This window comes from Streptomyces sp. NPDC088116 (assembly GCF_044741745.1).
Taxonomy (GTDB): Bacteria; Actinomycetota; Actinomycetes; order Streptomycetales; family Streptomycetaceae; genus Streptomyces.
The window spans coordinates 109,982-136,152 of the sequence record NZ_JBIUTF010000010.1 but is presented as its reverse complement, the minus strand read 5'-3'; the positions used below and the strand labels follow the sequence as shown (position 1 = coordinate 136,152).

Below are 26,171 nucleotides of genomic sequence, written 5' to 3'. Positions count from 1 at the left end.
AACGGAGGTTCCGGTCCGGCCTCCCGGGGTCTGGATCACATACGACCGAAGCACCACACGCCGAGAGCGAGAAAGACCACGCCCGAGAGTGTCACCGCCGTCGTGGCCACCGCCGGCCGCATCCCGTGGACCACCGGTTCGCGATGCAGGAGGCGGCCCCCCGTCCACAGCAGCAACGCGGCGCCGAACAGGGCGAACGCCGTCCCCGCGAAGATCGCCGGCCCGCTCTCCATACGCCCGTGCCCCGTTCGTTCTGTGACGCCCTCACCAGGGCACCGGGAATCCCGGAGGCCGAGGCTGACACCCCGGGACGTCAACGGCGCGAATTCGAGGTGAACGCCACACACGGGCCCGCCAGAACCCGTCCGAGCACCTTTCGTCCGGATCAGGCAGGGGCTCCATGCCGCCCCCGGACCAGCGGCTCGCCACACGGGCCCCATACGCGTAAGAGCCGTACGGGCACGGGCTTCCGTACACACAAGACCCGTGCGGGCACGGGCTCCCGTACGGCACGGCACGGACTCCCGGACAGCACGCGCTTTCCGTATCACGCGCACGCGCCCTCCCCACCAGCACACACACCTCGTACGGCACGCGCATCCCGCACAGCGCAGGCTTTTCGAACGGCACGGACTTCCGCCGCCGCGCGGACTGCCCCTACCGCGGGGATTGCCCCTGCCGCACGGACTGCCACTGCCCCTACCGAGCGGACTGTCCCCGACCGCTCGGGCTTTCCCGACCGCTCGGGCTTTCCCGGCCGCGCGGGCCGTACGAGGTGTCCGCCGTCATCGCGGCCACGGCTCCGGCGCGGGTTCGGGGACCGGTTCCAGGAACCCTTCCTCCACCAGCAGCCGGATCGACTGAGGGGTACGGTCGCGCAGCAGCACCGGGTCCTCCCCCATCAGCTGAGCGATCGCGTCCATGATCCGCCCGGCGCTCAGCGTCCCGTCACAGACCCCCGCGAACCCCGCTCCGACCGTGTCGACCTTCGTCGCCCGCCGCATGCCGCGGTTCTGCCGCAGCACCACATGCTCCGGATCCTCGGCGCCCGGCAGCCCGACCTGCTCCTGGACGACCTCCGGCGCCAGCACGAAATGACCGGCGAGGAGCGCCGCGTCGTCGTGCGTCCGCAGATAGTCCTGCCGCTCGAAATGGGCTCGTACGCTCTCGCCGAGCGGCTGCTCCACCGGGTGCGGCCACTCCTCGACGACGATCGACGGCCGCTCCGCGCCCGACTTCCTGAGCGCGATCCACCCGAAGCCGACCGCCTTGGTCCTCCGGGCCTCGAACTCGTCCAGCCATGCTTCGTACCGCGCGGCGTACGCTTCCGGATCGGCCCGGTGGTCACCGCTGTCGCGCAGCCACAGCTCCGCGTACTGCGTCACGTCCTGCACCTCGCGCTGCACGATCCAGGCATCGCAGCCGCTCGGCACCCATGAGCGCAGCCGCTGCTGCCACTCCTCCCCTTCCACGTGCTGCCAGTTGGCGAGGAATTGCGCGAACCCGCCCTCCTCCAGCCGGTCCCCCGCCTGCCGCACGAGCGTGCGGCACAGGTCGTCCCCGCCCATCCCGCCGTCCCGGTAGGTGAGCCGGGCGCCGGGAGAGATGACGAACGGCGGGTTGGAGACGATCAGGTCGTACGTCTCGTCCCCGAGCGGTTCGAAGAGCGAGCCCTCCCGCAACTCGGCGGCGGGCGCGTCGGAGAGAGCCAGGGTCAGCCGGGTGAAAGCGAGCGCGCGCGGGTTCAGATCGGTGGCGGTGACCCGCGTCGCGTGCTGCGCGGCGTGCAGCGCCTGGAGACCGGAACCGGTGCCGAGATCGAGCGCCTTTGCGACCGGCGTACGTACGGTGATCCCCGCCAGGGTCATCGAGGCACCGCCGACGCCGAGGACCACCCCCTCGTCATGGCCGCTCGCGCCGCCGGCCCCGCCGACGGAACAGCCGAGGTCGGAGACGATGAACCAGTCCTCCCCCTCGGGCCCGCCGTACGGCCGGACGTCCACCGTCGCGCGGATCTCCTCACCGTCCCGCACGACCCAGCCGTCGGCCAGCGCCTCGTCCAGGGGCAGCGCGACTGCCGCCCGCTCCCCCGGGACCGGCCGCTGGAGCAGGAAGAGCCGCACGAGCGTTTCGAGCGGGGTGTCGCCGCGGGTGGCCCGCAGGGCGGGCACGGTCTCGCTGCGGGCCAGCGCGGCGTACGCGGGGGCGCCGAGCAGGTCGAGCAGGCCGTCGGCCGTGAAGTCGGCGGCGAGGAGGGCCGCACGGAGTCGGGGCGAGTGGTCGGGCGCGGGAAGGCTGGTCGTACTCACCCGCCCATTGTGGCGGCTCCCACTGACAACGGCCCGCGGCCCGGCCCTCCGTTCGGGAGGACCGGGCCGCGATGCCGTGTTCGAGAGCGTCCGTGAGCGGATGCCGTGGGTCGCCGCGCCGAGCGCCGACAGCGGTCGGGAAAGCGGTTACGCGGTCACGCGGTCACGCGGTCACGCGGTCACGCGGTCACGCGGTCACGGCGGAACGAGGTCGCGTGCCGCGCGATTCCCTGCCCCGTACCACCGAGCTCGTCATGACGCGGTGTCGGACGCCGGCTCGGCGGATCCGCCACCGGCCGACGGTGACGGCTTCTGGCAGCCGGGCTGCTTCGCCATCGCCTTGCCGACATCACCGGACTGAAGCTGCTGGAGCGCCTTGTCGCCGCTCTTGCTGAGCTTGTCCAGCTCGTCCGCCACACCCTTGAGGCCATCGGCGAAGTTCGCCTGGTCCTTGGTGTCGAGCTTGTCCACCTGCTTCTTGAGGTTCGCGTACGAGACCGAGGTGGCGTTGAGTTCCTTGACGGCCTCCTGCTGCGTCTTGTCGCCGTCGTCGACGGGCGGAGCGCCCGCGCTGTTCACGGCGGAGCCCAGCGACTTGTAGGCGTCGGAGATGGACTGGAAGGCCGCTGAGTCGGCCTTCTGCACATCAGCGGGCTTGCTGCTGTCCGAGGTCGCCTGCTGGATGGAGGTGTTGGCGTCCGCGATCTTCTTCAGCTGGGGCTGGACCTGGTCACAGACCTTCTTGGCCCAGTCGTTCACCTTGCTCTCGCTGTCATCACCGCTGCAACCAGACAGCGCCATGAGCAGTACCGAACCGCCGGACAGCGCGGCCACAAGCTTCTTGTTCACCGGATGGGTCCCTTCCAAGGCTCTCGGCCCCGGAACATACACGCCAAGCGGGCGACAACCTCGTGCCGAGCGTCCAGTCTGTAGGCTATTGCAGCCATTTGCACCAAGGGAGAGACACCTCACGCTCACCGCGTGTCCCCTCGGCGGAAACGGGCGGACGGCGCGTCAATCCACGCCGCCCGCCCGCTCCTTGACCGGATCCCGGGCCGACCGGTCCGGTCAGCCGGCGGTCAGGACGCCACCGCGGGATCGGACGACTTCTCGGCCCCGCCGCCCGGACCGTCTCCGCCGCCGTCCCCGCTGTCGCCACTCCCGTCGTCCACCGTGACCGAGCGCCGTTTGGAGACGTACACCGCGCCGACGATGACGAGAAGGGCGAGCACCGCCACCACCGCGCGGATACCGGCGTTGGCGTCGTCCCCGTAGCTGAACTGCACGACCGCGGGAGCGATCAGCAGCGCCACCAGGTTCATCACCTTCAGCAGCGGGTTGATGGCGGGCCCCGCCGTGTCCTTGAACGGGTCGCCGACGGTGTCGCCGATCACTGTCGCGGCATGGGCCTCGCTGCCCTTGCCGCCGTGGTGACCGTCCTCGACCAGCTTCTTGGCGTTGTCCCAGGCGCCGCCGGAGTTGGCGAGGAAGACGGCCATCAGGGTGCCGGTGCCGATCGCACCGGCCAGGAACGACCCGAGCGCCCCGACGCCGAGCGAGAAGCCGACGGCGATCGGGGTGAGGACGGCGAGGAGGCCGGGCGTGGCCAGCTCGCGCAGCGCGTCCTTGGTGCAGATGTCGACCACGCGGCCGTATTCGGGCTTCTCGGTGTAATCCATGATGCCGGGGTGCTCGCGGAACTGCCTGCGCACCTCGTAGACCACCGAACCGGCCGACCGGGACACCGCGTTGATCGCCAGCCCCGAGAAGAGGAAGACGACCGCGGCGCCGAGGATCAGCCCCACCAGATTGTTGGGCTGGGAGATGTCCAGGCTGAGCGTCAGCTCGCCCGTCCTGGCCCCCACGTCCGCGACGGCCGTGGCGATGGCGTCGCGGTACGAGCCGAAGAGCGCCGCCGCGGCGAGTACGGCCGTGGCGATGGCGATGCCCTTCGTGATGGCCTTCGTGGTGTTGCCGACGGCGTCCAGGTCGGTGAGCACCTGAGCGCCGGCGCCCTCGACGTCGCCGGACATCTCGGCGATGCCCTGGGCGTTGTCGGAGACCGGCCCGAAGGTGTCCATGGCGACGATGACGCCGACGGTGGTGAGCAGGCCGGTACCGGCCAGGGCCACCGCGAAGAGGGCGAGCATGATCGACGTACCGCCGAGCAGGAACGCCCCGTACACCGCGAGGCCGATCAGCAGAGCGGTGTAGACCGCGGACTCCAGACCGATGGCGACACCCGCGAGAACCACGGTGGCCGGGCCGGTCAGGGCGGACTTGCCGATGTCCCTGACCGGGCGCCGGGTGGTCTCGGTGAAGTAGCCCGTGAGCTGCTGGATCAGGGCCGCGAGCACGATACCGATGGCGACCGCGACCAGGGCCAGCACTCTCGGGTCACCGCCGTGGTCCAGGATCTCCCGCTCGGTGACTCCGTCCAGTCCCGCGTACGAGGACGGCAGGTAGAGGAAGGCCGCCAGGGCCACCAGGGCGAGCGAGATCACCGCGGAGATGAAGAATCCGCGGTTGATGGCGCTCATACCGCTGCGGTCGGCCCGCCGCGGGGCGACCGCGAAGATGCCGATCATCGCGGTGACCACACCGATCGCGGGGACCATCAGCGGGAAGGCCAGTCCGGAGTCCCCGAAGGCCGCCGTGCCGAGGATGAGCGCGGCGACGAGCGTCACGGCGTACGACTCGAAGAGGTCGGCCGCCATGCCCGCGCAGTCGCCGACGTTGTCGCCCACGTTGTCGGCGATGGTCGCGGCATTGCGCGGATCGTCCTCGGGGATGCCCTGTTCCACCTTGCCGACCAGGTCCGCGCCGACGTCGGCGGCCTTGGTGAAGATGCCGCCGCCGACTCGCATGAACATGGCGATCAGCGCGGCACCGAGGCCGAAGCCCTCCAGGACCTTGGGGGCGTCGGCCGCGTAGACGAGGACCACGCAGGAAGCACCGAGCAGACCGAGGCCCACCGTGAACATGCCGACCACGCCACCCGTACGGAACGCGATCTTCATGGCCTTGTGCGAGACGGCCGTCAGATCCTTTTCCGGCTCGCCTTCCGCCGGTGTCGCCTCACGCGCGGCCGCGGCCACCCGCACATTGCTGCGTACGGCCAGACGCATGCCGATGTATCCGGTGGCCGCCGAGAAAAGCGCACCCACCAGGAAGAACAACGAACGCCCCGCGCGCTGTGACCAGGTGTCGGCCGGCAACAGCATCAACAGGAAGAACACCACGACGGCGAAAACGCCGAGGGTACGCAACTGCCGGGCCAGATAGGCATTCGCGCCTTCCTGTACTGCGGCCGCGATCTCTTTCATGGATTCGGTGCCCTCGTCGGCCGCCAGTACCTGGCGCACCAGCAGCTGGGCGACGAACAGTGCCGCGAGCGCGACGACCGCGACGACGATCACGATCAGCCGGTTGTCGTCCGTGAGTATCGCGGCAGCGAGAGAAGTGGGGTGCTCGGACAGGTGTGGTTGGAAGTGCCCCGCCATTCGTCCTCCTTGACGCTCAGCGTTCAAGATGGACGGATTGTAGGGAGGGGAACCCGATCAAAACAGAGCACGCCACATGCAATTGACCTTGACTTGCGGAATGACCTTGGAACGAGTAATGAGATAAACGCGTTAATAAATGTCCGGCGATCCGGCAGAAACAAGAAAGGCCCTGCTCAGCAGGGCCTTTCCGGAAAATTGGATCACCCATTCGCGCGCCGACCGCCCGAGCGGCTCGGACGACTCGATCAGGGCAGCCCGATCAGAACGGCGCGTTCAGGGCGTCGCGACGGCCGGCGTTGTCGGCCAGCTCATCCTGATGACGCCACCGTCGTCGCCCGAGGTGACTTCCACATCGTCGACGAGCCCGCTGATGACCGCGAGCCCCATCTCGTCCTCGTCGTCGCTGTCGTAGGGGTCGCCCGAGGGCGCCCCCTCGCGCGTGCCCGAGGGCTCACCGCCGGCCTCACTGCCCGCAGCCGTCACGCCGTCGCCGACCTCGATGGAGAAGATCTTCTCCTCCTCGGTCAGCGCGACCCTCACCGGAGCGGTGATGCCATGGCTGCGGTGCAGCCCGACCGCTCGGCTGCACGCTTCACCGACCGCGAGTCTGACCTCGTCCAACACAGCTTCGTCGACGCCTGCCCGGCGCGCCACGGCGGCCGCCACAAGACGGGCCGTCCTGACGTGTTCGGGTTGGGCGCTGAAGCGGAGTTCAACGGTGGCCATGCGATCCCCCTCGAACGTACGAGCGTGCATTCTCCCAGGCGGGGGCACCCGGGCAGAACGCCCGGTGCCTCTGCCCTTCCTCCGGAAGCTGCGGCCGACCTCAGTCGGTGGCAGCCACGGCCTCGTCGACCGTGGTGTGGATCGGGAACACCTTGGTCAGACCGGTGATCCGGAAGATCTTGAGAATGCGCTCCTGGTTGCAGACCAGACGCAGCGAGCCCTCATGGGCGCGCACACGCTTGAGGCCACCCACGAGCACGCCGAGTCCGGTCGAGTCCAGGAAGTCCACGCCCTCCATGTCGACAACCAGGTGGTAGCTGCCGTCGTTCACCAACTCGACCAACTGCTCGCGCAGCTTGGGCGCGGTATACACATCAATCTCGCCACCGACCTCGACGACCGTACGGTCGCCACCAGGGCCGGACACATTGCGAGTCGACAGGGACAGGTCCACGGATCCTCCAGCACCTTGCTATCGAGCGGTCGCCCCTCGGGTCTCCCCGACGGAGCCAGGGGACGTATCGCCAGCCGCGATGGCATTCAATCACTTACCAGCAGTCATGCACGACGCCTTGAGCCCATTGTCCGTCACGCCAGTGACACACTCGATGCCGATGGCCAGGAATCAACGCCCCAGTGGCCCCCCCGAGAGCGGGGGCAACCGCCCCTCTCCCGGCATGGTCCTCGACCGGATCGCCGCAGGGGCGGGCCGTGCTGCGCGCATCACCCATACGGAGCACCTGCCCCCGCGTGCGGGTCGTCATGCAGTGTGGCCCGCACGCATCCGCCCAGAAGTGATCAACGCCATTCAGCAGGCCGGGATCGACCATCCGTGGGCGCACCAGGCGGAGGCCGCCGAACACGCCCTGGACGGCGAAGCCGTCGTCATCGCCACCGGCACCGCCTCAGGCAAGTCCCTCGCCTACCTCGCGCCCGTACTGACCACCCTCCTCGACGGCTCGGAGGCCGCCAACGGCCGGGGCGCGACCGCGCTCTACCTCGCCCCGACGAAGGCCCTCGCCGCCGATCAGCGCCGCGCGGTCAAAGCACTCGCCGCCCCGCTCGGCAACCGCGTGCGCCCCGCCGTCTACGACGGCGACACCCCGGTCGAAGAACGCGAATGGGTCCGGCAGTACGCCAACTACGTGCTCACCAATCCGGACATGCTGCACCGGGGGATACTCCCGTCCCACCCCCGCTGGTCCTCCTTCCTCCGCTCCCTGCGCTATGTCGTGATCGACGAATGCCACACCTACCGGGGTGTCTTCGGCTCCCATGTGGCCCAGGTCCTGCGCCGGCTCCGCCGCGTATGCGCCCGTTACGGGGCGAATCCGGTCTTCCTCCTCGCCTCGGCCACCGCCGCGGAGCCCGCGCTGGCCGCGGGACGGCTCACCGGTCTGCCCGTCCACGAGGTGGCCGACGACGCCTCACCCCGCGGCGAAATGGTCTTCGCCCTCTGGGAACCCCCTCTCACCGATCTTCATGGCGAGAAGGGCGCGCCCGTGCGCCGTACCGCCACGGCCGAAACCGCCGACCTCCTCACCGATCTGACCGTCCAGGGCGTCCGGACAGTGGCCTTCGTACGCTCGCGGCGCGGGGCCGAACTCGTCGCCGTCATCGCCCAGGAACGGCTGGCCGAGGTGGACCGCTCCCTGGCCCGCCGGGTCGCCGCCTACCGCGGCGGCTACCTCCCGGAGGAGCGCCGCGCCCTGGAGAACGCCCTGCACTCCGGCGAGCTTCTCGGCCTCGCCGCCACCACCGCCCTGGAACTCGGCATCGACGTCTCCGGCCTCGACGCCGTCGTCATCACCGGCTACCCCGGTACCCGCGCCTCCCTGTGGCAGCAGGCGGGCCGGGCCGGCCGAGGCGGGCAGGGCTCGCTGGCCATCCTGGTCGCCCGGGACGACCCGCTGGACACCTTCCTCGTCCACCACCCCGAGGCGCTGTTCCGGCAGCCGGTCGAATCCACCGTCCTCGACCCGGACAATCCGTATGTCCTCGCGCCCCATCTATGCGCCGCCGCCGCCGAACTCCCCCTCACCGAGGACGATCTGAAGCTCTTCGGCCCGGCCGTCCCCGAGCTGCTCCCGCAGCTGGAGACCGCGGGGCTGCTGCGTCGCCGTACCTCCGGCTGGTACTGGACCCGCCGCGAGCGGGCCGCAGACCTCGCCGACATCCGGGGCGAGGGCGGCCGTCCCGTCCAGATCGTCGAGGCGGGGACCGGCCGGCTGCTCGGCACGGTGGACGAACCCGCCGCCCACACCGCCGTCCACGAGGGAGCCGTCCACCTCCACCAGGGCCGCACCTATCTGGTGCGACAACTGGATCTGGCGGACTCGGTCGCCCTGGTCGAGGAGGCCGACCCGCCGTACTCCACCACCGCCCGTGACACCACCGCCATCTCCGTCCTCGAAACCGACACCGACATTCCATGGGGCGACGGGCGCCTCTGCTACGGCTCCGTCGAAGTCACCAACCAGGTCGTCTCCTTCCTGCGTCGCAGGCTCATCACCGGCGAGGTGCTCGGCGAGACACAGCTCGATCTGCCCCCGCGGACGCTCCGCACCCGGGCCGTGTGGTGGACGGTCACCGAGGACCAGCTGGACCGGGCCCGGGTCAATCCGGAGCAGCTCGGCGGCGCGCTGCACGCCGCCGAGCACGCCTCGATCGGGATGCTGCCGCTGTTCGCCACCTGCGACCGCCGGGACATCGGCGGCGTCTCCGTACCGCTCCATCAGGACACCCTGCTGCCGACGGTCTTCGTGTACGACGGCCATCCCGGCGGCGCCGGCTTTGCGGAGAGAGCCTTCCGTACGGCCCGTGAGTGGCTCACGGCCACCCGCGAGGCGATCGCCTCCTGCGAGTGCGACGCCGGCTGCCCGTCCTGCGTCCAGTCCCCCAAGTGCGGCAACGGCAACGACCCCCTGCACAAACGAGGCGCCGTACGGCTCCTCACCGAGCTGCTGAGGTCCGCGCCAGACACGCCGGACACCTCGACCGAGGCGGACGCACCGACCGCGGTGTAGCGCCCCGCGGACCCGTCACCCCGTCACCCCGTCACCCCGTCACCCCGTCACCCCGTCACCCCGTCACCCCGCATGATCGGCTCACGGCACGCCCCGCGCGGTGTCCGCCGGAAGCGCCACGAGCGGCGGACCCGCCCGTGCCCTGACCGTCGGGGTGTACGGGCCGAAGGCCGCACGGGCTGTCACGTCCGCGATCTCCCCGCTCAACGCACACCGCACCACCTCCGTCCCCTGCGCCGCCGCCACGTCCACCGCTCTGCGACAGGCCTCCGCCGAGCCTTTGAGCGCCTGGTCCGCAGCGGCGAGGGCCGCCAGGTCGGCGGCGGCACCCGCTCGGTGCCGCGCACCGACCGCCTGGCCCATGGCGAGCACCACCGCGAACACCGCGCACATCGTGGTCGCCGTCAGGGCCACCCACACCGTCGCCGAACCCTCGTCCCGGCCCCGGCCCCGGCCGCAGCCCCGCCCCCGTTGCCCGGTCATGGAGCCGCCTCCGCCCGCTCCGGGGTTCCAGCGCCCTCTCCCGGCGCCGCCACGGTGTCCTCCGCCGACGCGGCGGCCTCCGCCGTGAGCGTCAGGGCCAGGGTGCCCGGCCCGGGTGTCGGAGCATCCACCCGGACCCGCCACAGATCGCCTGTACGCCCCAGGGTGACCCTGGCGCCCGCCGGGGCGGCCGAACGGGCGGCGGCCATCGCCACGGCCCGTGGCTCGGCCCTGGCGGCCGCTCTCGCCCCCGCCCGTGCCGCGTCCACGCACTGGATCTGCGCGGCGGCCGCCGTCAGGGCCCAGACCAGGGCGAGGGCGAACATCACCAGCGCCGGCACCGCCACGGCCGCCTCCGCCGTCACAGACCCCCGGTCGTCCCGGACCGCACCAGATCGGACCCGGACCGCACCAGATCGCGCCACATCAGAACTGCGCACCGAGCGCCTTCCCGATCAGCGACTCCAGGGCGTCCGAGACGGGGCCGCTCGTGACCACCTTGTAGAGCACGGCGGCGAACGCGCAGGCCGCGATCGTTCCCACCGCGTACTCGGACGTGGTCATCCCCGCATCGGTCCGCGCCAGGCGCAGCCACACACGCCGCATTTGTCGCATCCTCATCCACATGTCGGCCTCCCCGTAGGAACAGTCGGAAATCTCGGAAAACTCAATTGCCTTTCAGCAGCCCGCTCGCCAGCCCGATGACCACCGGCGCCACGCCCACCGCCAGAAAGGCGGGCAGGAAGCACAGCCCCACCGGGCCGGTGATCAACACCTGGGCCCGCTGGGCCCTGGCAAGGGCGGCCCGGGACCGCTCCCCCCGGAAGCCCTCGGCCAGCCGGGACACCGGCTCCGCCGCCGGCGCTCCGGAGGACCCGGCACGCTCCAGACAGCGGGCCAGCCCCGCCGCACCAGGTATCTCGCCGAGGCGCCCCCACGCCTCTGCCGGTTCGCCGCCGAGCCGGAGCTCCGCGGCAGTCAGCGCCAGTTGATCGCCGACAGGACCGCCGAGCGACTCACCGACCGCCTCCGCGGCCTCACGCGGTCCCGCCCCGGCCGCGACACAGGCGGCCAGCAGGTCGGCGGCGAGCGGCAGCTGACGCGCCGCCTCCTCGATCCCCGTCCGGTCGTCGGGCTTCCTGGTACGCAGCCACCGGCGGACCCCGTAGGCGCCCGCGAGCCCCACCGCCCAGCCGGCCACTCCGCCGACGAGGACCCATCCGGTGACCGCCGCTCCCAGCGGCGGACCCCAATGTCGCGCCCACGTCCGCGTCTCCCGGGACGGCCGCCGCCCCTGCTGCCGTCGTCCGCGATCGGCCGCCGACAGCTCCATCAGCCGCCCACGCACCCGCCGTTCGCGCCGCCCGGCCGCCACCGTGAGGGCCAGGCACCCGACGACAGCGAGCACCGGGGCCACCGTCCACAGGCTGTGGGCGGAGAGCCCGGTCATGACGCTTCCCCGATCCGCACGATCCGCGCGGCCCACCACAGGCCCGTGCCTTCCAGCAGCCCGCCCACCGCCAGGCACCCCAGACCCGCCGGGGTGTGCAACAGCACGCGCAGTGGATCCGCGCCCAGTGCCCAGCCCATCGCCAGCCCCACCACCGGGAGCAGCGCGAGCACGACGACCGTCGACCAGGCGCCCGCCAGCTGGGCCCGTAACCCTTCCTGTTGGTCTCTCTCCGCCCGCAGCGCGGATTCCAGGCGGTCCAGGCCGTCCGCGAGCCCCGCTCCGCCGTCCACGGACACCCGCCAGCAGGCCGCAAGCCCCACGAGGCCGTCAGCTCCCGGCTCACGCGCCGCCTGCCGCAACGCACCGGGGACGTCCCCACCGAACCGCGCCGCGGCCAGCACGGCGGCCTCCGCGCCTCCCAGGCCACCGGTGGCCCTCGTGGCGGCCAGCAGGGCCTGTACGGGCTGGAGGCCGGCCCGTAACTCCGCCGCAGTCGCGCCGCACAGCGCGACGATCCCGTCGCCCCTCCGCTCTCGCACCCTTCTCGTCTCCCTGGCCTTCAGCCGCCGTCTCACCAACGGCACCGCCAGCGCGCCCCCGACGAGCGGCAGGGCCGACTCGCCGAGCACCGCGAGCACGACCGCCACCGGAAGGCAGAGCCACTCTTCCCGCACCTTCCGTGCCCATCCACGGGCCCTCGGCAGCCACCGCTCCCACGGCGGGGCCCCCGGCACGACGCTCTCCACCGCGGCGCCGTCCGCGATCAGCATCCTGGCCCGCCGAAGACCGCGCTCCTGACCTGCCGTCAGCCAGGCCACACCTCCCGCACAGAGCGCCGCCGCGCAGGCGGAGGCCGCCACGAGGGTCGTCGTCACAGCGCACCCCCGAGCAGCGTCAGCAACCGCGGCCAGCCCCGCTCGTACGCGAATCCGTCGGCACCCCAGCGCAACGCGGGCACCGGCACCACCAACCCCGCGGCGTCCCGCTCCAGCACATGCACCTCAGCGATCCGCCGCCGCCCGTCACGGTCCCGTACGAGATGGATCACAACCGACAGCGCGGCCGCCAACTGGCTGTGCAACGCTGCCCTGTCGAGCCCCGCCGCCGTCCCCAGGGCCTCCAGCCGGGCGGGCACGTCCGCCGCCGCATTGGCATGAACAGTCCCGCAGCCTCCCTCGTGCCCCGTGTTCAAGGCCGCCAGCAACTCGGTGACTTCATGGCCTCGCACCTCTCCGACGACCAGTCGGTCCGGTCGCATGCGCAGCGCCTGACGGACCAGGTCCCGCAGCGTCACCAGGCCGGCGCCCTCCTGGTTGGCCGGCCGGCCCTCCAGCCGCACCACATGCGGGTGGTCGGGCCTCAACTCCGCCGAATCCTCGGCCAGTACGATCCGCTCGCGGTCCCCGACCAGGCCGAGCAGAGTGGACAGGAGTGTCGTCTTACCCGTGCCGGTCCCCCCGCTGATCAAGAACGACAACCGGGCCTCGATCAGTGCCCGAAGCAGTCGCTCCCCGCCTGGCGGCACCGTCCCCGCTTCGGTCAGTTCCGCAGGCGAGAAAGCCTTGGGACGTACCACCCGCAGCGACAGACAGGTCGAACCGACCGCCACCGGTGGCAGCACCGCGTGCATCCTCGTCCCGTCGGGCAGCCGGGCGTCCACCCAGGGCCGGGCGTCGTCCAGCCTGCGGCCCGCCACGGCCGCGAGCCGCTGCGCCAGCCTCCGTACGGAGGCTGCGTCGGGGAACGACACGGCGGTGAGCTCAAGACCGCCGCCCCGATCCACCCACACCCGGTCGGGTGCGGAGACCAGCACGTCCGTCACCGAGGGGTCGGCGAGCAGGGGCTCCAGCGGGCCCGTCCCGACCAGCTCGCACCGCAACTCCTCTGCCGCACCGAGCACTTCCGTATCGCCCAGCAGCCGCCCCTGGGCCCGTAAGGCCGCCGCCACCCGGGCGGGTGTCGGGTCCGACCCGCTCTCCGCGAGCCGCTGCCGTACGGCGTCGAGCAGCCCGCCCGCCTTCGTCCCGGCGCTCACGACGCCACGCTTCCGTCCCCGGCCAGGGCCCGCTCCCAGAAGTCCGTGCAGAACGCGGCCAGTGGCCCTCTCGCACGGGATCCCGGCGGTGCCCCGCCATCCAGGTCCTCCGACAGGCCGGGTTCCAAAGGCAGTTCGCCCACCAGTGGCAGCCGGAGCGCATCGGCGATCCACCGCTCGTCCAGCCCGGCCGCATACGGACCGCGGACCACCGCCCGCAGGTCCTTGATCACCATGCCCGCCATCGAGGCCACCCGGCCCGCCGCCGCGACGGCACGCAACTCGGCGGGCACCACCAGCAACCCCACATCCAGCTGGGCCAGGGCCTCCGCCGCGGCCTCGTCGACGCGGCGCGGGAGATCCACGACCACGACGCCGCCGCGCCTGCGGGCCGCCGCGAGCACGGACCTCATGGCCTCCGGCCGGATGACCACCGAATCTCCACGATCCCAGCTGAGCACCCGCAGCTCATGGAGGCGGGGCAGCGACTCCTCCAGCGCACCGCCCGCCACCCGCCCTCTGGAAGCGGCGAAATCCGGCCACCGTCTGCCTTCCGCCTGCTCGCCGCCGAGCAGTACATCGAGCCCGCCACCGAGCGGATCGCCGTCGATGAGCATCGTGCGTCGCCCGGCTCGGGCCGAAGTGACGGCCAGCGCACAGGCCAGTGTCGAGGCCCCGGCGCCACCCCGGCCACCGATCACGCCGACGGTGAGCGCCTGCTCGCCCACCCCCTCGGCCGCGTCCGCGATCCGGTCGACGAGCCAGCTCTCCGCGTCGGGCAGCCGCAGCACGCAGTCGGCGCCGATCTCGACCGCCCGCCGCCATACGTCCGGGTCGTCCTGGTCCCGTCCGACGAGCATCACGCCCCGCCGACGAGTGGCGCCGCGGCAGCGGGACGCCGCGTCGTCCCCGACGAGGACCATCGGAGCGTCCTCCCAACACCCTTTCCGCTCCGGCACGGCGTGATGCACTTCCGGCTCGGCTCCCGCCGCGGCACACAGCCTCAGCAGATCGTCGAGCAACTCCACATCCTCGGTGACGATCAACGGTCCGATCCGGCGGTCGTCCGCCACTTGTGAACGATCGGAAGTCATGGATCCAGCCACGATCTTCGCCCCTTTCTCTGCTTGGATCCGGATCCGTGAGCGCTTCTCTCGGCGATCTCGAAGTGATCCGGTATCCGTGATTCCGGCTTCCGCGAACTTCGCGGCCGGAATCACCGTGCAGCGGAACGGGAAATCGTGTGGATCTTGCTCGAAAACTGTGGACAACTCGCCACTTGTGAATATCCCGGCAGCTCATACCGGTGACTTCCGGAGAGCAGTGCATCGACTACGTACAGTCACGGGCATGCTTGCCGAGAGGTCGCCGCACTCAACGCACAGAAGGAGGGAGGACCGCCGGTTTCGAGAGCCGAAAACGCGTCCGGACATGCGACGACCCCCGCCGGGGGGGAGAGCGGGGGTCGTCCCCACGGCCGACTCGGGGGGGGAGGAGCCGGACCGGGTTAGCACGGTCGCGAACGATCCGTGACTTCCATGGTGTACCCGAGAGCCTTCTCAGGCAAACCCACGCGCCACACCTTACGCCGAATGGTGGGCGCATATGCTCGGCCTCGTGGAAAACCACTCCTTGCCGCGCACAGCAGCCTTCTTTGACCTGGACAAGACGGTCATTGCGAAGTCATCGACGTTGACCTTCAGCAAGTCGTTCTACCAAGGCGGCCTGATCAACCGTCGCGCCGTACTGCGCACCGCATACGCGCAGTTCGTCTTCCTCGCCGGAGGTGCCGATCACGACCAGATGGAGCGGATGCGGGAGTATCTCTCGGCGCTCTGCAAGGGCTGGAACGTCCAGCAGGTCAAAGAAATCGTCGCCGAGACTCTGCACGACCTGATCGACCCGATCATCTACGACGAGGCCGCGTCCCTCATCGAAGAACACCACACCGCCGGCCGCGATGTCGTGATCGTCTCCACCTCGGGGGCGGAGGTCGTCGAGCCGATCGGCGAGCTCCTGGGCGCCGACCGGGTCGTGGCCACCCGGATGGTCGTCGGCGCCGACGGCTGCTTCACGGGCGAGGTCGAGTACTACGCCTATGGCCCGACCAAGGCCGAGGCCGTCAAGGCGCTCGCCGAGTCCGAGGGGTACGACCTCTCCCGCTGCTACGCGTACAGCGACTCCATCACCGACGTGCCCATGCTCAGCTCCGTCGGCCACCCCTACGCGGTGAACCCGGACCGCGCGCTGCGGCGGGAGGCGATGGCGCGGGAATGGCCGATTCTCGTCTTCAACCGGCCCGTTCGGCTCAAGCAGCGGTTGCCCGCCTTCTCCATGCCGCCCCGCCCGGCACTGGTCGCTGCGGCCGCGGTGGGAGCGGCGGCAGCGACAGCCGGCCTCGTCTGGTACGCCAGTCGGCGCCGCCAGTCCACGCACGTCTGAACGGCACCCGCCGGGGCAGACCACGGTGACGGGAAAGCACATGAGCGCTTTAGCCCTGTTTGAACCTAAAAGTAAAGAAGTGAGGCCAGGGGTTCCGCATACCGTCACGGAAGAGTAGAAAGGACTCAACGGCCCGCGAGACCAAGGACATCCGAGAGGATCACCAGTTAACGCATCAGGCCCCACGGACCGAGCATGAAAGCGGAGTACCCACGCGACGTCGACCCGTCGATTACGGGCCAGCCGCACCAGGTGACGGGCGAAGCACCCGACCTGATGGGCAAAATCACGAGGACGCTTGGTAACTCCGTGGACGTGTCAGCGGCGGCGCCGGTCACGGTGCCGCCGCAACCGCGTTCAGGCGGCGCCGCGCTGTAGCGCCTCACAGACGGCCGTCGACTCCCGCACACCCAACTCGACCGCGCGCCCGCAGTGGGTGATCCACGCCGCCATACCGTCCGGAGTCCCCGACAGATAGCCGTCGAACGCGGCCGCGTACGCCGCGCGTCCCAGTTCCGCGTGGCCGACCTCCGCCGGGCAGATGGACTTGGGATCGAGACCGCTCCCGACCAGGACGACCCGCTCGGCCGCCCGAGCCACCAGCCCGTTGTACGAACCGAAGGGGCGCAGCGCCAGTAGCTCGCCGTGCACCACGGCTGCCGTCACCAACGCGGGCGCCGCACTTGTCGCGCGCACCAGCCCAGAGAGCCCCTCCAGCCGCCCCGCCACCTCGTCCGCCTCCGGCAGCGGAGCCTCGGTCAGCGGCCCGGCGGTGTCCACCCCCGGCACCTCGACAACCGGCTCGCCCGACAGCCGGGGCCGCCCCACCCTCTCGTCGGAGACGCCCGCGCCCCCCGCGGCCACGAGATGCAGTCGCGCCAGCACACGCAACGGCGACTGACCCCAGACGGAAAGGAGTTGGCCGGCTTCGGCGTTCAGCCGCAAGGCCGCGCCGACCGTACGGGCCTCGGCTTCCGAGCCGAAGTCGCTGCGACGGCGCACCTCTTCGAGTGCCCAGTCGGCACCGGACAGCGCCGCGGATCCCCGCGCGGCACGCAAGGCCGCTTCCGAGGTGACCTCGTTGCTGCGGCGCCGCATCACCCGGTGCCCATAGACACGGTCGACGGCCTTACGTACGGAATCCACCACGTCGGGAACCCCCGGCAGGGAGGCCAGCGTGACCAGGGGGTCCTCCGGCCGCGGTGCGGAGGAGGCGTCAGAGGCAGTCGTACTCATAGGTAAGGAGGCTACGCGCCCACGGCGCACGCCCCACCTTGGAGTGGTCTTCTTCACCGAAGAACATCACCTTGAGCGAGAGAGCTACTACCCTACGTGAACATGAAGATCGCTTTCGTGGGCAAGGGCGGCAGCGGCAAGACCACGCTGTCCTCGCTCTTCATCCGCCACCTGACCGCCAACGAGGCTCCCGTCATCGCGGTGGACGCCGACATCAACCAGCACCTGGGGGCCGCGCTCGGTCTCGATGAGGCGGAATCCGCCGCGCTGCCCGCGATGGGTGCGCACCTTCCGCTGATCAAGGACTACCTGCGGGGCAGCAACCCGCGCATCAGTTCCGTCGAGGCGATGATCAAAACGACACCGCCGGGTGACGGATCGCGGCTGCTCCGGGTCGATGAGTCCAATCCCGTGTACGACGCCTGCGCCCGCACCGTGCGGCTGGACGACGGCGAGATCCGTCTGATGGCCACCGGCCCCTTCGTCGAGTCCGACCTCGGGGTGGCCTGCTACCACTCCAAGGTCGGCGCGGTCGAGCTGTGCCTCAACCATCTGGTCGACGGGCCCGACGAGTACGTGGTGGTCGACATGACGGCCGGCTCGGACTCCTTCGCCTCCGGGATGTTCACCCGGTTCGACATGACGTTCCTGGTGGCCGAGCCCACGCGCAAGGGTGTCTCCGTCTACCGCCAGTACAAGGAGTACGCACGGGACTTCGGGGTCTCGCTGAAGGTCGTCGGCAACAAGGTGCAGGGCCCGGACGACCTGGACTTCCTCCGTACGGAAGTGGGCGACGACCTGCTCGTCGCGGTGGGGCACTCCGACTGGGTCAGGGAAATGGAGAAGGGCAGGCCCGCCCGCTTCGAGTTGCTGGAGGCGGACAATCGCTGCGCGCTCCAGACCCTTCAGGACGCGGCCGAGGACTCGTACGAGGACCGCGACTGGGAGACGTACACGCAGCAGATGATCCACTTCCATCTCAGGAACGCGGAGAGCTGGGGCAACGCGAAGACGGGTGTCGACCTGGCCACACAGGTCGACCCCGACTTCGTTCTCAGCGAGGCACTCGCCGTACCTCAGCCGTCCTGAGGTACGGCTCCGGCGCCGTCAGTGCTGCTTGGCATGGGCGGCGGGCCGGCCCGCCGTGGCCGCGGGGGAAGCCGCGGCCACGGCGGCGGTGAACGACGGCCATCCGCCCTTGGGCGCCTGGCCGACGCCGAGACCGCGCAGCTTTTTCAGGGTCCCCGGGTCCTGCACGTCCAGCCAGTCGGCGAGTTCGCGGAACGACACGCACCGCACGTCCTTCTGCGTACAGACCGTCTTCATGGTCTCTTCGATGGCGCGCATGTAGGTGCCGCCGTTCCAGGACTCGAAGTGGTTCCCGATGATCAGCGGGGCGCGGTTGCCCTTGTGTGCGCGGTCGAAGGCCTCGAGCAGGCCGTCACGCATCTGGTTGCCCCAGTACTCGTGCTGCGACGGGTCGCCCTTGACCGTCCCCGACTGGTTGTACATGAAGTTGTAGTCCATCGAGAGAGTCTCGAATTCGCGGCCGGGCACCGGAACCAGTTGCAGTGGAATGTCCCAGAGGCCTTCCTTCTTCTTGGGCCAGACCTGATTGCCGATGCCGCTGGAGTCATAGCGGAATCCCATCGTCCGAGCGGCCAGCATCATGTTCTTCTGCCCTTCCAGGCAGGGGGTGCGACCGCCGACCATCTCCTTGTCGTAATCGAAGGGCAACGGGGCCTCGTTCTTCAGACCGGCATTGGTCTTCCAGCCTTTCACAAAGGACTTGGCCTGGTTGATCTCGCTCTTCCACTCATCTACGGACCAGGTGCCGACGCCACCCTCCTTGCCGCAGAAGTGGCCGTTGAAGTGGGTGCCGATCTCGTTCCCGTCGCGCCAGGCACCGCGTAGCTCCCGCAGGGTGTCCTTGATTCCCTGCGTGTCATTGAAACCGATGTCCGAGCTGCCCGGCGAGTGCTGGGGCGGGTCGTACATCTTCGCCTTCTCCTCGGGGAGCAGATAGACGCCGCTCAGGAAGTACGTCATCGTCGCGTTGTACTTCTTGCCCACGTCACGGAAGTGGGAGAAGAGTTTCTGGCTGTCCTCGCCTGCGCCGTCCCACGAGAACACCACGAACTGCGGAGGCTTCTGACCGGGCTTCAGGCGCTGCGGCTTGGTCAGGTGCGGCTGGACACCGGTGAATGCCGTCGAGCCGTCGCCGATGAGCCGTACCACGTTCTTGGGCGCCTCGGGGGCCTTCTTGTTCGCCCCGTGCGCGCCCTTCTGGGCATCCGGCGCACCGGAACATCCGGCAACGCCGACGGCGAGCGCCATGACGGCCGCGCCGAAGGCGATTCTCTTTGTGGCGGCCAGCATCCGCCCACCTCTTCCTTCAGGTTTCGGTACCGAAGTGCCGAGCGGCGATGTGCCGGCCGGCGCCGAGCGCCAACAACGTCGCACCGAGACCGATTAGAAGAAGAAATGACAAGCCGTAAGAAATTACTAATCACCAGCCCGAGTGAATGATTGGACCATTTGCCCCGAATGGACAGCCAGATTCTTTACTCTCCATTACGATCCATTTACCTGGACTTGAATAAGTGTCCCGCCACTGCATGCCGTGTCCCACGGCCGCGACCCACATTTCGCGACCGCGCCGCCCCGGAGGAGACGGGAAATATGTCTGCCTGCATCCCCACCCGCACCGACCACACGTCTCGGACCGCCCACGCCGAAACCGCGACGGATTCGCCGCGCACACTCACTTCGCGCATCTCACGCTTCCTCCGACCGCACGACCCGCCTCCGGGCGGCCGTGGGTTCCGGATCGCCGGCGCCGATCTCTCCGCTTCGATCTCCGTCTTCCTGATCGCGTTGCCGCTCTCCCTGGGCATCGCGCTCGCCACCGGGGCGCCACTTCAGGCGGGGCTGGTGGCCGCCGCCGTCGGCGGTCTGGTCGTCGGCCGGCTGGGCGGAGCGCCGCTCCAGGTCAGTGGCCCCGCGGCCGGGCTCATCGTCATCACGGCCGACCTGATCCAGCGGTACGGCTGGCGCACGACCTGCGCCATCACCATCTGCGCCGGCCTCGCTCAACTCGCTCTCGCGGCGCTGAGAGTGGCGCGTTCGGCGCTCGCCGTCAGTCCGGCCATCGTGCACGGCATGCTCGCCGGCATCGGCCTCACGATCGCCCTCGCCCAACTCCATATCGTGCTCGGCGGCTCACCTCAGAGCTCCGCTGTCGACAATGTGCGAGGGCTTCCCGCCCAGTTGGCCGATCTGCACCCGGGGGCGGTCTCCGTGAGCGCCCTGACCGTCGCCGTGCTTCTCGGCTGGCCGCGAATTGCCGGGCGCGTGGGCCGGGTTGTGCGCAAGCTCCCGGCCGCGCTCGCCGCGGTGGTCGTCGCGACCGCCGTCGCCGCCCTCGTCGGGATCGACCTGGAGCGAGTCCATCTGCCGTCCTGGCGCAGCCACGCACTGCCCGAGCTGCCGGAAGGGCCGGTGCTCGGGCTGCTCGCCGCCGTCCTCACCGTCACCTTGGTCGGCAGCGTCGAATCACTGCTGTCCGCGGTCGCCGTGGACAAGCTGATCGCCGCGCGCAAGGACCCGCGCGTCCAGATCCCACGGGCCCGCCTCGACCGGGAGCTGTCCGGACAGGGCGCGGGGAACGTCCTGTCCGGCGCGCTCGGCGGACTGCCCGTCACCGGGGTCGCCGTGCGCAGCGCCGCGAACGTGGCCGCGGGCAGTGTGAGCCGGCACTCCACGATGTTGCACGGCCTGTGGATCGCGGTCGCGGCCCTGCTGCTGGTGCCCGTGCTCGATCTGATCCCGCTGGCTGCCCTGGCCGCGCTGGTGATGGTCGTCGGGGTCCAGATGGTGAATCTCACGCGTCTGCGCAGCGTGCGGCGGAACCGCGAAATGCTGGTGTACGCGGCCACACTGACCGCCGTGCTGCTCACCGGCGTGCTGGAAGGAGTCCTCATCGGGATCGCGGTGGCTGTCGCGGTGGCGCTGCACCGGCTCACCAGGACGCGGATCACGGCGGAGGAACGAGGCGGTGTCCACCGTGTGCGGGTCCGTGGCCAGTTGACGTTTCTCGCGGTGCCGAGGCTCACCCGGACCCTGCATCAGGTACCTCAGGACGCCGACTGTGTCGTCGAACTCGACGGGTCCTTCATGGATCACGCGGCGCACGAGGCCCTGCGTGACTGGCAGACCGCGCACACCGCCCGGGGCCGTACGGCCGAGTTCACCAGCCCGGCGGGGGCCAGGATCGCCGAGCCCGCCCCGAAGTCCCATGCCTGTTGCCGGCCCTGGACCCCGTGGCGCAACCACCACTGCGCACAGAGCGGCGGGGCGAGGACCGACGGTGCGCGGTCCGGGGGCCAAGAGACCGACAATGGGCGGGCTGAGGGCGGACACCGCGTGGGCGGCGACGGGGCGGGCGGCGCGGCTCGTACGTCGGGCAGCCGTCAACTGGCCAGCGGGCTCAGCTCCTTCCAGCGCCATACGGCTCCGCTGGTGCGAGGCGAGCTGGAGCGGCTGGCGCGCGAAGGGCAGCGCCCGTCGCAGCTCTTCCTCACCTGCGCCGACTCCCGACTGGTCACGAGCATGATCACATCCAGCGGCCCGGGTGACCTCTTCACCGTACGGAATGTGGGCAATCTGGTGCCGCTGCCGGGGGCGGTCGGTGCGGACGATTCGGTGGCCGCCGCCATCGAGTACGCGGTCGAGGTGTTGCGGGTGGAGTCCATCACCGTCTGCGGGCATTCGGGATGCGGCGCGATGCAGGCCCTGTTGAACACGCCCGAGCCACAGGCGCTCACACCGGCATCCGAGCCGACACCATTGCGGCGGTGGCTGCGCCACGGGCTGCCCAGCCTGGAGCGGATGAGGAGCCGACACCATTCCTGGGCCAGGATCGCCGGGCGGCTGCCCGTCGACGCGGTCGAGCAGCTCTGTCTGACCAATGTGATCCAGCAGTTGGAGCATCTACGGGCTCATGAGTCGGTGGCGCGCAGACTGGCCGAGGGCACGCTGGAGCTTCACGGGATGTACTTCCACGTCGGCGAGGCCCAGGCGTATCTGCTGGCGGACGGCGTCGGGTCCAGCGACGACCACGGCGGGGAGGAGGAGGTGTTCAACCGGGTCTCCCCGACCGCGTTGGAGGAGTCGCGCGCCTGAACCGGTCCCGTACCGCGTCCGTGAGAGTGTGTGGCCCCCTTCCTCATCTGCCCCGGGGAAGAGGGCCGTTCTCCGTCGAACCGGACAGCACGCCCCGAAGCCCGAACCACCGCCTCAAGCTGTCACCTGCCACCCGGGCATGCGCCTGATGAGCTAGCCGGGGACGCATAGGACGCCCTGGGAAAGGGAGATGTCGTGAGCAGCGAAAGCCTGGCCAACCTGCTCAAGAAAGAGAGGGAAGAATGCCCCTTTGACCTGCGGTTATGCCGCAGCGTGGCGAGGCGGATGAATTTGACGGCACAGAGACCAAGCAGCGTTCACGAAATCGAGCGCAGCTTTCTTTGTGGCAAGTTCGTCGCCTTGGGTAGCTCGATCATGAAGTCTTCCCAGCTCCCTGAACAGCTCCAGAGACTCCGGCGGCATATCCATCCGCTCCATCTCGTGTATCAGGTTTCTCTGTCTGTCAGACGCCGGCCCCACGAACGACACAGGAAGCACCTCCTCGGCCAGGCGGCGAACTGTGTTCCACGCGATGACGATCGCCGCCACGGGAGATGTCGGCACGACATTCCCGGCGTCGGCCAATTGCTCCATCCATCCGGTCAGCCCTGCCGCTCCGTCAGTCCATGAGGAAAGCCGATGGGTGACGGGCTGTGGAGTCCGACCGTACGGGGCAGGCGTCTGGGCGTACGGCGCCGGTGCGCCCGCGTGGGCAGGTTGCGGATAGCCGTAGCCAGGCTGGGGGTAGCCGTACGCGGGCGCCGGGGCGGGCGCCGGGGGAAGCAGTGGGGCGGGCGCCGGATACGGGTACCCGTACGACGGCTCCCCCGCCGGCGGCCTCTGCGGCGCCGCCCCTCGCGCCGGGCTCTGATCCTGGCTCCGAGGGTCCACCGGGGCCTGGGCGGGACTGAGGGGCGGCGGCGCCAACTCTGGCTCCGGGGGAACCAACTCGTCAGCACGCTCACGTATGCGCCGCGCATCAACTTCGAAGTCGGCAGCTCCGAATGGGGTTTCCAGCCGCGTCAAGCGGCCAAAGGCCTCACGTAGATACGCACGTAAACCCCACACAAGGCCGAACGTCGTAACAGGCCAGATCACGGCCTCCAGGTATTTGAGAACAAGCTCGGCAATCTCCACACCCTCATCCTCCAAAGAAGATCGACTTGGTGCGGCCGGGACCGGAGATCGTTACGGAGGTGACACCCCATGGCGCGTCCCATTACCGGGAAGGACCCGCGCCGCAGTGCACCGCGGTCAGGACCTAAGGGCTGTCCCGCAATCCCCGGCGGGCGCACGGACCGAGGGCCGCCTACGTGGCCCTACCGCCCAGCGCCGGCCCCGGCACCACAGAAGGTCCGAGCCATGCCAGCACCGACACCCGGTCACCCCGTGCCCCGGCGTCGTGCTGATCACCGGTCCGGGCGACAGCCTGCTCATCGTTCACCCTGCCAAGGCGCCCCCTGGCAGCTACCCGGCGGCATCGTCGAGCAGCACGGGTCACCTCTCGACGCCGTCCGCCGGGAAAGCCGTGAAGAATTCAGCCCTGACCTCGACCCGCGTTCCCGACAACCCGCCCGAACGCTGTACCCGTCGCGTCGTAAGTGCCAGGATCGGTGGGGGTTGACCTGCCCTTGTTGGTACTTGAGCATCTGGACTATTGGTCTACACCACAAGCCGCTATCGGGAGCCGCCACTATGAACGAACCCTCTTCCCTCTCCAACCTGCTCAAGGAAGAACGGCGGTTCGCGCCGCCGGTCGAGCTGGCCGCGCACGCCAATGTGACGGCGGAGGCGTACGAGCGGGCCGAGGCGGACAGGCTTGGCTTCTGGGCCGAGCAGGCGAGGCGGCTCACCTGGGTCACCGAGCCGACCGAGACACTGGACTGGTCGAACCCTCCCTTCGCGAAGTGGTTCGCCGACGGCGAGCTGAACGTCGCCTACAACTGCGTCGACCGCCATGTGGAAGCCGGCCACGGCGACCGCGTCGCGATCCACTTCGAGGGCGAGCCGGGCGACAGCCGCGCGATCACCTACGCGGAGCTCAAGGACGAGGTGTCCCGGGCCGCCAACGCGCTCACCGAACTGGGCGTACGCAAGGGCGACCGGGTCGCCGTATACCTGCCGATGATCCCCGAGGCCGCGATCGCCATGCTGGCCTGCGCCCGGATCGGTGCCCCGCACTCCGTGGTGTTCGGCGGCTTCTCGGCCGATGCCGTCGCCTCCCGTATCCAGGACGCGGACGCCAAACTGGTCATCACCGCCGACGGCGGCTACCGCCGGGGCAAGCCGACCGCGCTCAAGCCGGCCATCGACGCGGCCGTCGCCAAGTGCCCGCAGGTCGAGCATGTGCTGGTGGTGCGCCGTACGGGCCAGGACACCGCCTTCGACGATGCACGGGACGTGTGGTGGCACGACATCGTGGGCCATCAGTCCCCGGAGCACACCCCGGAGGCGTTCGGGGCGGAGCACCCGCTTTTCATCCTCTACACCTCGGGCACGACGGGTAAGCCGAAGGGCATCCTGCACACCTCGGGCGGCTATCTCACCCAGACGGCCTACACCCACCACGCCGTTTTCGACCTCAAGCCCGAATCGGACGTGTACTGGTGCACGGCCGACGTCGGCTGGGTGACCGGCCACTCGTACATCGTGTACGGGCCGCTGGCCAACGGCGCCACCCAGGTCATGTACGAAGGCACCCCCGACACCCCGCACCAGGGGCGGTTCTGGGAGATCGTGCAGAAGTACGGGGTGACGATCCTCTACACGGCGCCGACCGCGATCCGTACGTTCATGAAGTGGGGCGACGACATCCCCGCCAAGTTCGATCTGACCTCCCTGCGCGTGCTGGGGTCGGTCGGCGAGCCGATCAACCCGGAAGCGTGGATCTGGTACCGCGAGAACATCGGCGCCGGCAAGACGCCGATCGTGGACACCTGGTGGCAGACCGAGACCGGGGCCATGATGATCTCCCCGCTGCCGGGCGTGACCGAGACCAAGCCGGGCTCCGCCCAGCGCGCCCTGCCCGGGATCTCCGCGACCGTGGTGGACGACGAGGCCCACGAGGTGCCCGACGGGGGCGGCGGCTATCTCGTCCTGACCGAGCCCTGGCCCTCGATGCTGCGCACGATCTGGGGCGACGACCAGCGGTTCATCGACACGTACTGGTCCCGCTTCGAAGGTACGTATTTCGCCGGGGACGGCGCCAAGAAGGACGACGACGGCGACATCTGGCTGCTGGGCCGGGTCGATGACGTGATGCTGGTCTCCGGCCACAACATCTCCACCACCGAGGTCGAATCCGCTCTCGTCTCCCATGCCAAGGTCGCCGAAGCCGCTGTCGTCGGCGCGGCCGACGAGACCACCGGCCAGGCCATCGTCGCCTTTGTCATCCTGCGCGGCACCGCCACTGTCGATGACGGCCTGGTGGCCGAGTTGCGCAACCACGTGAGCACCGCGCTCGGCCCGATCGCCAAGCCCAAGCGGATCCTTCCGGTCGCGGAGCTGCCCAAGACCCGCTCCGGCAAGATCATGCGGCGCCTCCTGCGGGACATCGCGGAGAACCGCGAGCTCGGCGATGTCACCACCCTCACCGACGCGTCCGTCATGGATCTCATCCAGAGTCAGCTGCCCAGCGCGAGCAGCGACGACTGAGCGACCGGTCAAGCGGCAGCCGCAGCGGCGGCAGGCAAGGGAGCGGGGCGCACCGGGTGCCCCGCTCCCTGTCCGTCCCGGCCTGCGCCGGTCCGGCCCGCGCTTGTACCGCTCCGC

The 26,171-nt window shown here is 70.0% G+C and carries 20 protein-coding genes and 2 pseudogenes; 6 read left to right on the top strand and 16 right to left on the bottom strand.

The features are described 5' to 3' along the window. Positions 1-35 precede the first annotated feature (35 nt). From ACIOJD_RS32750 to ACIOJD_RS32725, 6 genes are all read right to left on the bottom strand, one after another. The gene (locus ACIOJD_RS32750; protein WP_401919900.1) at positions 36-233 is read right to left on the bottom strand and encodes a hypothetical protein; all 198 of its coding nucleotides are present in this window, start codon (positions 231-233) and stop codon (positions 36-38) included. 552 nt (positions 234-785) lie between these two features. After that, a complete protein-coding gene (locus ACIOJD_RS32745) occupies positions 786-2,309 on the bottom strand; it encodes a methyltransferase (RefSeq protein WP_401919898.1) in 1,524 nt (507 codons plus the stop codon). A 252-nt stretch (positions 2,310-2,561) separates the two neighbouring features. Beyond that, positions 2,562-3,158, bottom strand: a complete 597-nt coding sequence (locus tag ACIOJD_RS32740) for a small secreted protein (protein ID WP_401919897.1) — start codon at positions 3,156-3,158, stop codon at positions 2,562-2,564. Positions 3,159-3,388: 230 nt separating this feature from the next. After that, entirely contained in the window at positions 3,389-5,812 is a 2,424-nt protein-coding gene (locus ACIOJD_RS32735) for a sodium-translocating pyrophosphatase (protein WP_401919896.1), read from the bottom strand. 276 nt (positions 5,813-6,088) lie between these two features. Beyond that, a complete protein-coding gene (locus ACIOJD_RS32730; protein WP_401919895.1) occupies positions 6,089-6,541 on the bottom strand; it encodes an ATP-binding protein in 453 nt (150 codons plus the stop codon). A gap of 100 nt (positions 6,542-6,641) precedes the next feature. Then, the gene (locus tag ACIOJD_RS32725; RefSeq protein ID WP_003967428.1) at positions 6,642-6,995 is read right to left on the bottom strand and encodes an STAS domain-containing protein; all 354 of its coding nucleotides are present in this window, start codon (positions 6,993-6,995) and stop codon (positions 6,642-6,644) included. A 79-nt stretch (positions 6,996-7,074) separates the two neighbouring features. Here ACIOJD_RS32725 and ACIOJD_RS32720 point away from each other — a divergent pair, with 79 nt between their 5' ends. After that, complete coding sequence (locus tag ACIOJD_RS32720) at positions 7,075-9,567, top strand: DEAD/DEAH box helicase (protein ID WP_401919894.1); 2,493 nt, start codon at positions 7,075-7,077, stop codon at positions 9,565-9,567. An 81-nt stretch (positions 9,568-9,648) separates the two neighbouring features. Here ACIOJD_RS32720 and ACIOJD_RS32715 read toward each other — a convergent pair whose 3' ends face one another. The 7 genes and pseudogenes from ACIOJD_RS32715 to ssd form a co-directional block, all read right to left on the bottom strand. Beyond that, positions 9,649-10,050: an Rv3654c family TadE-like protein gene (locus tag ACIOJD_RS32715; RefSeq protein ID WP_401919893.1), complete on the bottom strand. Its 402-nt coding sequence runs from the start codon at positions 10,048-10,050 to the stop codon at positions 9,649-9,651. Then, positions 10,047-10,490, bottom strand: a complete 444-nt coding sequence (locus ACIOJD_RS32710; protein ID WP_401919891.1) for a TadE family type IV pilus minor pilin — start codon at positions 10,488-10,490, stop codon at positions 10,047-10,049. The genes ACIOJD_RS32715 and ACIOJD_RS32710 overlap by 4 nt, the downstream gene beginning before the upstream one ends. Then, a pseudogene (locus tag ACIOJD_RS32705) lies at positions 10,477-10,632 on the bottom strand (DUF4244 domain-containing protein); the annotation flags it as partial. The pseudogene ACIOJD_RS32705 and the gene ACIOJD_RS32710, both read right to left, overlap by 14 nt. An 85-nt stretch (positions 10,633-10,717) precedes the next feature. Then, the gene (locus ACIOJD_RS32700; RefSeq protein ID WP_401919889.1) at positions 10,718-11,500 is read right to left on the bottom strand and encodes a type II secretion system F family protein; all 783 of its coding nucleotides are present in this window, start codon (positions 11,498-11,500) and stop codon (positions 10,718-10,720) included. Beyond that, positions 11,497-12,378, bottom strand: a complete 882-nt coding sequence (locus ACIOJD_RS32695) for a type II secretion system F family protein (RefSeq protein WP_401919888.1) — start codon at positions 12,376-12,378, stop codon at positions 11,497-11,499. The genes ACIOJD_RS32700 and ACIOJD_RS32695 overlap by 4 nt, the downstream gene beginning before the upstream one ends. Next, positions 12,375-13,538: a TadA family conjugal transfer-associated ATPase gene (locus tag ACIOJD_RS32690; protein WP_401919886.1), complete on the bottom strand. Its 1,164-nt coding sequence runs from the start codon at positions 13,536-13,538 to the stop codon at positions 12,375-12,377. The genes ACIOJD_RS32695 and ACIOJD_RS32690 overlap by 4 nt, the downstream gene beginning before the upstream one ends. Further along, the gene (gene ssd, locus ACIOJD_RS32685) at positions 13,535-14,632 is read right to left on the bottom strand and encodes a septum site-determining protein Ssd (RefSeq protein WP_401919884.1); all 1,098 of its coding nucleotides are present in this window, start codon (positions 14,630-14,632) and stop codon (positions 13,535-13,537) included. Before ssd ends, ACIOJD_RS32690 begins: the two co-directional genes overlap by 4 nt. Before the next feature lie 511 nt (positions 14,633-15,143). Between ssd and ACIOJD_RS32680 the strand changes: the two genes are divergently transcribed. After that, positions 15,144-15,980, top strand: coding sequence for an HAD family hydrolase (locus tag ACIOJD_RS32680; RefSeq protein ID WP_401919881.1), 837 nt, complete (start codon positions 15,144-15,146; stop codon positions 15,978-15,980). A 357-nt stretch (positions 15,981-16,337) separates the two neighbouring features. Here the strand turns inward: ACIOJD_RS32680 and ACIOJD_RS32675 are convergent, their stop codons facing one another. Continuing rightward, positions 16,338-17,216: an oxidoreductase gene (locus ACIOJD_RS32675; protein WP_401919880.1), complete on the bottom strand. Its 879-nt coding sequence runs from the start codon at positions 17,214-17,216 to the stop codon at positions 16,338-16,340. Between the two features lie 102 nt (positions 17,217-17,318). Here ACIOJD_RS32675 and ACIOJD_RS32670 point away from each other — a divergent pair, with 102 nt between their 5' ends. Continuing rightward, entirely contained in the window at positions 17,319-18,305 is a 987-nt protein-coding gene (locus ACIOJD_RS32670; RefSeq protein ID WP_401919878.1) for an ATP-binding protein, read from the top strand. 18 nt (positions 18,306-18,323) lie between these two features. Here the strand turns inward: ACIOJD_RS32670 and ACIOJD_RS32665 are convergent, their stop codons facing one another. Beyond that, entirely contained in the window at positions 18,324-19,595 is a 1,272-nt protein-coding gene (locus ACIOJD_RS32665; RefSeq protein ID WP_401919876.1) for a hypothetical protein, read from the bottom strand. Between the two features lie 303 nt (positions 19,596-19,898). Between ACIOJD_RS32665 and ACIOJD_RS32660 the strand changes: the two genes are divergently transcribed. Further along, entirely contained in the window at positions 19,899-22,400 is a 2,502-nt protein-coding gene (locus ACIOJD_RS32660; RefSeq protein ID WP_401919875.1) for a bifunctional SulP family inorganic anion transporter/carbonic anhydrase, read from the top strand. 261 nt (positions 22,401-22,661) lie between these two features. On the opposite strand, the gene ACIOJD_RS32655 is transcribed toward ACIOJD_RS32660, so the two are convergent. Then, positions 22,662-22,994 (bottom strand): hypothetical protein, encoded by a 333-nt coding sequence (locus ACIOJD_RS32655; protein ID WP_401919873.1) that lies wholly within the window; start codon positions 22,992-22,994, stop codon positions 22,662-22,664. 612 nt (positions 22,995-23,606) lie between these two features. Between ACIOJD_RS32655 and ACIOJD_RS32650 the strand changes: the two are divergent. Further along, positions 23,607-23,945, top strand: a pseudogene (locus ACIOJD_RS32650) (NUDIX hydrolase); the annotation flags it as partial. Positions 23,946-24,095: 150 nt separating this feature from the next. Beyond that, positions 24,096-26,054 (top strand): acetate--CoA ligase, encoded by a 1,959-nt coding sequence (gene acs / locus ACIOJD_RS32645; RefSeq protein ID WP_401920021.1) that lies wholly within the window; start codon positions 24,096-24,098, stop codon positions 26,052-26,054. Positions 26,055-26,171: the final 117 nt, after the last annotated feature.